Raw genomic sequence first — 9,539 nt, 5'->3', positions numbered from 1 at the left:
CTCCTCCTACCGCCGCATGTGCCTCCTCGCGGCGGTGATGTGGAGATACAACAGCTACGGCGGCACGATAACCAACAACGCCCACAGAGGCGGCGTCTCGGCCTCCGGCGGCTCCGACAGCAACGCAGGTGGCATCGCGGGATACAACAGCGGCAGCACGATAACTAACAACGCCCACAGCGGCGGTACGGTCACAGCCTCAGGCGGCTCCGACAACTACGCAGGCGGCATTGCTGGATACAATGACTTGGGGAACATATCCAACAGCTGCTGGCCCGCCGGCGATCTTGAGGCCGTCGGCTCCGGCGACAAGGGGCCGGACGCAGTCAGCGCCGACGTCGTTTCCCTCGACGCGGCGGAGATGAAAAAGGTCGTCACCACCATCCTGCCCGCGAAGCGGACGCTCTCCGTAGAGGTTGGCGGCTTCGCTCCCGCCCTGACCTCCTATCCGGGCAGGGCGGACGATATGGCGGGCTACCTCTCTGTCAGCGGCGATATCTTCATAGCCTCGCCGGACATCGCCGGTATCTCCGACCGCTGGCCCTGTACCGTCTCCGGCATAAAACCGGGCGTGACGGCGGTGAGCTTCGACATCGACCTGCGGGCCACCGATTTCAGCGACAAAAACAACCTCAAGCCGCTCACCAGGAGCTGCGCTACAGGCCCGCTCTGTTTCACCGCCGCCGTCGGCAAAGTTCCCGTATCCGGAGTCAGCCTCGACTTCACAGAGCTGACGCTGGACATCGGGGCGAGCAAAACGCTCACCGCAGCGGTGAAGCCGGACAACGCGACAGATAAAGCGGTCGTCTGGACAAGCGCCGACCCGGCGGTAGCCGCGGTGGACGAGAGTGGCAAGGTAACGGCGCTGTCGGTCGGCACGACGGTCGTCACCGCGAAGGCCGGAGAAAAGAGCGCCGCATGCACGGTGACCGTCGCCCGGAAAAAGACCGGCGGCTCCGGCCACGGCTGCGCCGCAGGTCTGGGCGCGCTTCCCATGCTCGCGCTGGTGCCGCTCTGGCTGAGAAGAAAGAAACGTTAAATCAATCGGCGTTTATAAGCACGATTTGCGTCATAAAACGGTGGGTCCGAATCCTCGCCGTATGCTAATACGGCTCCGGTATCGGCCCCACTATTTTATTTAGCAACTCGCACTTCTAAACGCCGATTTCCTTTGGGTGGGAAAAGAGGTAAATTGCGATTTACCAAAGATTTTGGCGCCCTCTCTGAGGCGGCCAGGGAGAGAGGATACAAGGGCAAAAGCTAAGCCACTATTTATCTCTTTTCCTCTCCGAAGGAAAATCGGCGCTTAGACGTGCGAATAACGAAATAACTGAGGGCTTGGCAAGCGGAGGCGCACTAAAGTGCGGTGAGCATTGCCAAGCCCTCGGTTATGAAGTTAGTCGTGCGTATAAGCGCCGATTTTTTAGATCCAGCGAACAGCGGCATAGGAAAACGTAAGATATACCATCTTTGAGGGGCACAGCTCCAGCCGGTTCAGCTCCGCCGCCTCCATGCGCGTCTTTATCACGTTCTCGCCGACCTCTATCGAGACCAGCACCGAGTCCGTGGCGCGTTCCAGCGTCATCTGCACGATACGGCCGCGGATAATGTTCATATCGTGCGCCGCGTCGGGCCTCTCGACAAACAGGCGCACGCCGGCGGAGTTCAGCATCGCCGCGTTCGGCCTGCCGGACTGCGGCTGGTAGGCGAATACCGCCTGACCGTCGATGAATTCGCGCACCATGTAGCCGCCGGTGAGGCGCCACTTGCCCTGCAGAAGGTTCTCCGCACCGCTGCCGACGACGCGGCCGCGGTAGAGGCTCACGACGTCGGTGGACATTTCGTAGAGCCAGGCGAGGTCATGGGTCGCCACGATCACGGTGGTGCCGTATTCCTTCGCCGCGCTGACGGCGGCCTCCATCACGAGCTGCGCGCTCGCCTCGTCGACGTTCGCCGTCGGCTCGTCGAGCAGCAGGACACGCGGGCGCAGCGCGAGGCGGGCGGCGAGCGCCACGCGCTGAACCTCCCCACCGGAGAGCTGATACCACGGGCGCTGGGCAAATTTTTCCGGGTCAAGCCCCACCTGCGTCAGGCTCCCGCGCACCCTCTCTTTTATGTCGGGGACGTCTCCGCGCAGTTTCAGCCCGTAGGCGATGTTTTCATAGACGGAACGGTTGAGCAGATAGGAGTCCTGGAGCAGATAGGTCACCTCGCGGCGGATCGCCACTTCGCGCCCCTCGGAGGGACGACCGTCAAAGAGGATGCTGCCGCTCTGGTATGTGATGAGAAAGGAGAGAACTTTAAGCAGCGTCGATTTGCCGCTGCCGTTGGGTCCGACGAGGCCGGTTATTCCCGAGCTCCGAATGGAGAGCTCCGCGATATCGAGGGAGAGTGGCCCCTTCCCGTAGCGTTGTTTCAGGTCTCGTATTTCATAAAGCAGTGAGCTCATCTCAGACGTTCCTCCGTAAAGATAAGGGAGGCGGAGAATCTTCCGCCCCCCTTTCGATTATTTTACTATAAATTTATTTGCCGTGCTTTTTGTTCCATTCGTCGGAGTTTGGGAAGAAGAGCGGTTCGCCGTACTGCTTCACCTTGAAGTCCTTGATTATCGTCTGCGCTTCGTCGCCGCAGACCCAGTCGACGAATTTCACGACGTCGGCGTTATTCACCTGCGGGAAGCGTTTCGGGTTTACCTCGATCGCCGCGATGAGGTTCAGCAGGATCGGGTCGCCCTCTACGAGCGGGATTATCTTGAGCCCCTTCTTCTTTGTGAGGTAGGTGGCCCTGTCCATGATAGTGTAGGCGCCGCGCCGGTTGGTGAAGTCGGTGGTCGGGCCGTTGCCGAGCTTGCCGAGTGAGAATACCGTGTACCATTCGTCCTTTTCGCCGTCGGGAGCGATCCCCGCCGCCTTCCAGACGTTCATCTCCGCGACGTGCGTACCGGACATGTCCCCGCGGCTGATGAAGGGGGCCTTGGCCGCGGCGATCTTTTTAAGCGCCTCGGCGGCGGATTTCATGCCCTTGATGCCCGCGGGGTCCTCCTGAGGGCCGAGAATGATAAAGTCGTTGTACATAAAGTCCCTGCGGTTCTGTCCGTAGCCCTCGGCGATAAACTGCTCCTCGAGGGCGCGCGCGTGCACGACGACCATATCGAAGTTTCCGCTTTTGGCCTTGTTGAGTGTCGCGCCGGTCCCCGCCTTTTCGATGACAAAGTCGGTGCCGGTCTTCGCCTTGTATGTCTCGGCAAGAAGCGGGATGATGCCCGCGTCGACGGGGCCGATTGTGCTCGACAGCTTTATCGTGCCGGCGAAGGCGGGCGAACATATGAGAAGAGCGGCGAGCGCGATGGCAAATTTTTTCATGATCTCAGTTACACCGTCCATATTCAGTATTTTTTATTTGTCTGGTCTTAGTTTTGCGTCCTGCGGCGCAGGAATGTCAGAGAGATGTTGAGTATCAGGGATATGAGGATGAGGATAACGCCGAGGGCGATGCCGAGGGCAAAGTCGCCTTTGCCGGTCTCCAAAGTGATGGCCGTGGTTATCGTGCACGTGTGCCATTTGATGTTGCCGCCGAGCATCATCGCGGAGCCGACTTCACCGACGATGCGGCCAAAGGCCGTCAGCGCGGCGACAAGGACGAGAAAGCGGGCCTCCCACAGGCTCGTCATCGCAAGCTTCGCGCCCGAGGCTCCCAACGTCATCAGCGTCTGGCGCAGGCGGTTGTCAAGCCCCTCGATCGCCGTCGCCGTATAGGCGACCACGATCGGCGTCCCGAGGATGATCTGCCCGATGGCCATGCCCTCAATCGTAAAGAGCAGGTCCCAGCCGCCAAGCGGACCGCGCCGCGAGATAAAGGCGTAGACGAGCAGGCCGATGACCACGGTCGGCAGCGCGAGCAGCGTGTCTACCACGGTACGGACGCAGCGTTTGCCGGGGAAATCAAAGTACCCGAGAAGGAAGCCGAGAGGCAGCCCGATGAGCAGTATACCCCCCATCGAAACCGCCGTCAGCTGCAGCGTGGTGACAAGGATGTTCATAGTCTCCTCGTCCATTGAGAAGAGGAGACTGAAAGCCTGTATGAATCCGTCCGCTATGAAATCCATCGAATCAGTCCCTGTTTTTAGTTCCGCATAAAAGGGGCGGACGCTTCAGCATTTTCATCCGGCGTCCGCCCTATGTACTGGCTCTGTTAAGCTGTTAGTGGCCCGCGCGAATCTCGGCTTCGGGGAAGAAGAGCTGCTTTCCCTCGACCTTGAAGTCCGCGATATCCTTCTGGACCTTTGAAGAGGTGATCCAGTCGATGTATTTGAGCGCGAGGTCGTATTTGACGTTCGAGTGCTTCAGGGGGCTCACCGCCATGACGCTGTATTTGTTGAGGAGCTCGGGGTCGCCCTCGCAGATGATCACGAGGCCCGGCTTGCCTTTGAGTCCGGCGTCATATTTGATGAAGGTTCCGCGGTCGGTGAGGGTGTAGCCCTTCTGCTCGTCGGCAATGTTGATCGTCTTGAGCATTCCCTGACCCGTCTGCACGTACCACTTCGCCTTGTCGAAATCCTTCACGCCGGCGGCCTTGAGGATCTTAAGTTCGGCGGAATGGGTGCCCGATTTGTCGGCGCGGCTGACGAGAGGCTGCTGTTTTTTCGCTATCGTGGCAAAGGCCTCGGTAACGGGCTTGCCCTTTACGCCCGCGGGATCGTTCGCGGGGCCGATGAGCACGAAGTCGTTATACATGACCTTGCGGCGGTTGGAACCGGCGCCTTCGGCCATAAATTTGTCCTCTGCCGCGGGGTCGTGGGTGAGAACGACGTCAACGTCGCCGTTACGTCCGTACTCAAGGGCTTTGCCGGTACCGACGGATACCCACTGGATCTCAATGCCGGTATCCTTAAGAAGGATGGGGGCGAGGTAGTCGAGCAGGCCTGTGTTGTCGGTGCTTGTCGTGGTCGCCATCCGGAGCACGGGAGCCTTTGCCGTCGCGAGCGAGCCAAAGGCCAGCAGGCAGACGACGAGAAGTAACGCGATAATGGAGCCTTTCTTGTTGATACGCATGGGTTAGAAACCCTCCTCGTGAGATTTGTGTTGCATTACAACCGATATTCAAAACCCGCGGGACGGAGGATAAAAGATTGGAGGCGGCAAGCCTCGGAGATCCCCTTTCCACAACGGGAGACGGTTCCGTTTCCAGAACCGCCCTAACGACTGGCCTCCATGACCGCACGGCCGCAGGAGAGGCAGTTTCAGGGACGTATGCAGGCAAACATACGCGGTAACACCTGGCGGATAAAATCCGCACCGCCGCTATTGTACACTATTTCCGGTTATTATTTCAACAAATAAATCAAGGGAAAACAAGGGGTGTTGGGGTCACCCCTTGCTTAAGTGGAGATTGTGTGTTTTTTAAGCTATCGGCGACAAAATAAACGGGCCGTACCCCCTTGTATAGAGTACGGCCCGTAACATAAGCAACAGCCGTTCTCCTTTCCAAAGGGAGGCTGTCTCGTTTCCAAAACAACCCTGACGGCCTGATAACCATAGATATTTTCCTTAGGTACGCAGGCTCGGAGAACCATATTTATTTTATCATCGGTACTATGGTACAATAAGGAGGATAAAAAGACAAGTCTTTCGTTCATAATTACGTAAAATTTTTTGAAATAATAAAGAGGCGATAGACATGGCGACACTGCACATACCACCCAACATTCCGAAACCGACGCTTCAGGAGATAAGGGAGTGCCCGATCATCAAGCACTTTGACGACCTCGGAATATGGTTCGGCATCAACCCGCCCTGCATCGACGCCAGGGATATGGTGCTGCATATTTCCGACACACCCTACACCATCTATCCCTATCTGCGGCGCGTGCTGCGACGCCTCCATCCCGCCTGGATAGTTCACACGGGTGACTTCGTAGACAATATCAAACTTGAGAAGCGCCCCGGAATGCTTGACCTCTATCAAAAGCGGATAAAGAATTTCCTTTCCATCTTTGAGGAGGAGGACTACGGAGCGATCCTCGTCACTGGAAATCACGACCACGTCCCGACGCTGCTCGAAGAGCCGCACAGCGAGTCGGTGCAGGTATGGACCAGCCCCGGACGATTTTCGCTGGGACAGTTCAGCTTCCGGGCGGGACACACCTATAAAGATGTGAGCGGCGACCCGGCGCAATATAACCTTTACGGACATAACCTCGAATACGCCTCGGGCTGCACGGAGGAGGGGCGTATGTACCTTAACGGACTACAGTCGATGTACCTGATCCACATCTATACCGGAGAGGTGATCTCCATCCCCTACCCTCCGGGGACGGACAACGCACGGCTCCAGCGCAAAAAGGTCTCGTTGTAAATCTATCACGGAGGAGGCAGGACAAAATGATATCGCTGGTAAGGACAGGCCCCGAAAGCATCGCGATCAAACTTTCCTCGGAGGTCTCGGAGATACGCCACAAGCTTGGAGCTTGGGGGACGCTGATCTCGCTCGACGCCGAGAGCGCTCTGAGGAAATACGGGCCGACGCGGAGACTCGTCTTTCTCACCGCACGCTCCGAGGAGGGCGGCCCGCTGTATGAGACCTATGTCTCGGAAAATCCGCTCGAGCTTCTCCTTACGACGCTGATTAACAGCCGTATGACGGGCGGCGTGGACAGCGTCAGCATGATGCCCGGTTATATAATGATGCGTCTCATGGGAAACCTTGAACGCGGCATCAGCGCGATACAGCGGGACATCGGCGGCGAGATCATCGACCGCGACCCCATCTTCCGTCCCGACATCCCTGGCACCTCCTCAATAATATACTTTACGCCAAAATCCCTCGCTAAGAGCATCCCCGTTGAGGACATCTATAAAAGGGCGCTGCTCATCCATACCCGTTCAAAGGGGGCGATCGTCCAGTACCTCTCCGTACACGGCATAGAATACCTCGGAGACTCGCTCGGCACCCCCGACTGGAACGATGTTGAAATAAAAATATGCGACTCCGACGGTCTCTTCGACCTCCACCGCCAAAGGCTGCTCACCGTGACCCAGGGAATGCAGATAGGGATCGTGCTCAAGGAAAAATGGGAGCGGGAACAGGCGCTGACGCGGCGGACGATCCCCGTCTACATGATGAAGCTCTATACGCCGGTGGATATCCAGACGATAAAGAAACTCGCGATGGGACTTGAATACAACGACCGGGGACAGCGATTCGTGGACTTTGACGTCTATCACGGGGACCGCAAGATCTCGGCCTTCACGGAGCTTGAAAAAAATCCCGGCAGGACGCGCAACGAGATAGGCATCATGAACCGTAACGAGATACTGAAAAACATCGACATCGATTCGATAAACGAACTGATAAGGCTTGAGGCCGAGATAGACAGACAGAGGAAACGTCCCGTGGGCGCAAAAGTGGATGCTTAAATATCGATATATTAGATATTTAATAGCTGTATTTTAATAATTTTCGCCTCAAAAAGAGATTCTTTTCGAGGCGAAAATTTTTTGTCTCTCCACTGGATTAGAATCGTTAATTTTTTTGTTACGATAATTTCTAAATAAGGACTAATATTAAATTTTAAGGACGAAATCAACCTAAAAAAACAACTTACACCCTCCCTCTATCAAAAAATAATTTTAATTTGATTAAAAATTTGACCGTTGATATTTCAATTCTTTTATTATTGTAATATATTTTAAAATATGGTAAACTAAAATAACATTGTAATCGCAGTTTTTAATTATTTAAATTTTAATTATTAAATGAAAGGATACGGCGCCTTAACATGAGTATTAACTATGTTATGGCGCGGCAGGAAATACTATTAATTTTATTATCACATTATAGAAAGCGAGGTTTATGGCATGGCTGAAATCAAAAAAGGCGGAGAACAATTCTCAAGCCGCTGGGGACTTTTATGTACAATTCTCGGTATGGCGGTAGGCACCGGAAATATCTGGCGCTTCCCGCGTGAGGTTGCCTCCAATAACGGCGGAGCTTTCATTCTTATCTGCTTCTTTGCCCTGTTTGTCTGGGCTGTACCGCTTATCTGCGCCGAATCCGTCTTCGGAAAAAAGACGAGGATGGCGAACGCGGGAGCTTTCAAAGCGCTTTTGGGAGAGAAATACGCCTGGGTCGGCGCATTTTGCGCGATGGTATGTATCATGCTCGGATGCTACTACGTCGTCGTCCTTGGCTGGGTATCAAAATATTTAGTTCTGATCTTCACGGGATTCCTTGACGCCGTCCGGGACGGCGGGACTGATTTCGCCACGCAGTTCTTCTCCGGCTTCGCGACGACGCCCCCAGCTTATGAGGCCTGGTGCTGGTTCGCCTTCGCCATCGCGCTCTCCGCGGTAATCATCTTCCGCGGCATTCAGGGCGGCATCGAGACGGCGAACAAGATCATGATCCCCGCCGTATTCGTACTGCTCGCGGTCCTTCTCGTGCGTGTCGTGCTCCTGCCGGGAGCCTGGAAGGGCTTTGAATATATGTTCCACGTCGACCCCAAGGACTTCTTAAACCCAAGGATCTGGCTCGCGGCCTTTACGCAGGCGGCCTGGTCCTCTGGAGCCGGCTGGGGCATGTTCCACGTCTACTACGTCTACGCGGCAAAGGACGAGGACATCGAACTCAACTCCTTCACGGTAACCTTCGGCGATATGGTCGCCGCCATGCTCGCCGGTATGGTCGTCCTGCCCGCGGTCTACGCCCTTTCACCGGACCCCGAGGCGGTCATGAAGGCCGGCGCGAACGGACTCACCTTCGTCCACCTGACAAACCTCTTCGCCCACACATCGGGCGGATTCGTTATGGCGGTGCTCTTCTTCCTCGCCCTCTTCTCAGCGGCGCTCTCTTCTGTCATCGCGATGCTTGAGACAGGCACTCGCAACCTGATCGACATGGGCTTCTCCCGCGTCAAGGCGACGATGTGCGTCGCGATCTTCTTCCTGTTCGTCGGCTCCTTCTCGGCGCTCGACAACCGGGTATTTGAGAATCAGGACATGGTCTGGGGCGTCGGGCTGCTCGTCGTCGGGCTCATCTACTCGCTGGCCTCGCTTAAGTACGGCGTGGATAAGCTCTGGGAAGAGGACATCATGCCCTGCTCCGACATTCACGTAAAGTGGATGTGGAGCTGCATCAAGTTCTTCCCCTTTGAGTTCGCCTTCGTCTGGGGCTGGTGGATGTGGGACGCCGCTTAGTGGTATCCGGGAGAGTGGTACAAGTTTTGGCCGATCACTACGTACCAGTACACCCCAGGCTCGATGGTCGTAGAATGGGGCATTATCGCGATAATCTGCTTCCTGCTGAACGGGGTCATCTCCAAACGTCTCGTCCACTCCAATAAGATCGATTAAAGGCACCGAGGTAAAGGAGGACTTTTCAATGTGGCAGGCTAATATGATTCTTTGTGTCGCTATCGGGTTTGGCTGCTTCGCCTGGGCCATCAAAAAAACAATGAGCGCCGAAAGCAAGAAGCGCAAGTAAGACATTTCCCACTCATGGGAGGAGGGGCGCGCGGCATGCCCCTTCTCCCTCTTTTTGTA

At 56.0% G+C, this 9,539-nt stretch carries 8 protein-coding genes and 2 riboswitches; of the genes, 4 read left to right on the top strand and 4 right to left on the bottom strand.

Features of this window, described 5'->3' with window-relative positions; translation table 11 throughout:
• Positions 1-1,039 (top strand): Ig-like domain-containing protein (locus LIO98_RS14740; protein ID WP_291958864.1); only part of this gene is annotated, 1,039 nt, incomplete at its 5' end.
• Between the two features lie 384 nt (positions 1,040-1,423).
• Here LIO98_RS14740 and LIO98_RS14735 read toward each other — a convergent pair.
• From LIO98_RS14735 to LIO98_RS14720, 4 genes are all read right to left on the bottom strand, one after another.
• Entirely contained in the window at positions 1,424-2,449 is a 1,026-nt protein-coding gene (locus LIO98_RS14735; protein ID WP_291958862.1) for an energy-coupling factor ABC transporter ATP-binding protein, read from the bottom strand.
• Positions 2,450-2,522: 73 nt separating this feature from the next.
• Complete coding sequence (locus LIO98_RS14730; RefSeq protein WP_291958860.1) at positions 2,523-3,383, bottom strand: substrate-binding domain-containing protein; 861 nt, start codon at positions 3,381-3,383, stop codon at positions 2,523-2,525.
• A gap of 26 nt (positions 3,384-3,409) precedes the next feature.
• The gene (locus LIO98_RS14725; protein ID WP_291958858.1) at positions 3,410-4,105 is read right to left on the bottom strand and encodes an ABC transporter permease; all 696 of its coding nucleotides are present in this window, start codon (positions 4,103-4,105) and stop codon (positions 3,410-3,412) included.
• Between the two features lie 94 nt (positions 4,106-4,199).
• Positions 4,200-5,051 (bottom strand): substrate-binding domain-containing protein, encoded by an 852-nt coding sequence (locus LIO98_RS14720; protein ID WP_291958856.1) that lies wholly within the window; start codon positions 5,049-5,051, stop codon positions 4,200-4,202.
• Positions 5,052-5,136: 85 nt separating this feature from the next.
• Positions 5,137-5,257, bottom strand: a riboswitch (molybdenum cofactor riboswitch).
• A gap of 203 nt (positions 5,258-5,460) precedes the next feature.
• A riboswitch (molybdenum cofactor riboswitch) is annotated at positions 5,461-5,578 on the bottom strand.
• 98 nt (positions 5,579-5,676) lie between these two features.
• Between LIO98_RS14720 and LIO98_RS14715 the strand changes: the two genes are divergently transcribed.
• From LIO98_RS14715 to LIO98_RS14705, 3 genes are all read left to right on the top strand, one after another.
• Positions 5,677-6,354 (top strand): metallophosphoesterase, encoded by a 678-nt coding sequence (locus tag LIO98_RS14715; protein ID WP_291958854.1) that lies wholly within the window; start codon positions 5,677-5,679, stop codon positions 6,352-6,354.
• 26 nt (positions 6,355-6,380) lie between these two features.
• Entirely contained in the window at positions 6,381-7,415 is a 1,035-nt protein-coding gene (locus tag LIO98_RS14710; RefSeq protein WP_291958852.1) for a hypothetical protein, read from the top strand.
• Positions 7,416-7,856: 441 nt separating this feature from the next.
• On the top strand, positions 7,857-9,194 hold the full coding sequence (locus LIO98_RS14705; RefSeq protein WP_291958850.1) for a sodium-dependent transporter: 1,338 nt from the start codon (positions 7,857-7,859) through the stop codon (positions 9,192-9,194).
• Positions 9,195-9,539: the final 345 nt, after the last annotated feature.

It is taken from the genome of Cloacibacillus sp. (assembly GCF_020860125.1).
In the GTDB taxonomy this organism is placed as follows: domain Bacteria; phylum Synergistota; class Synergistia; order Synergistales; family Synergistaceae; genus Cloacibacillus.
This window is presented reverse-complemented; position numbering and strand designations above follow the sequence as displayed.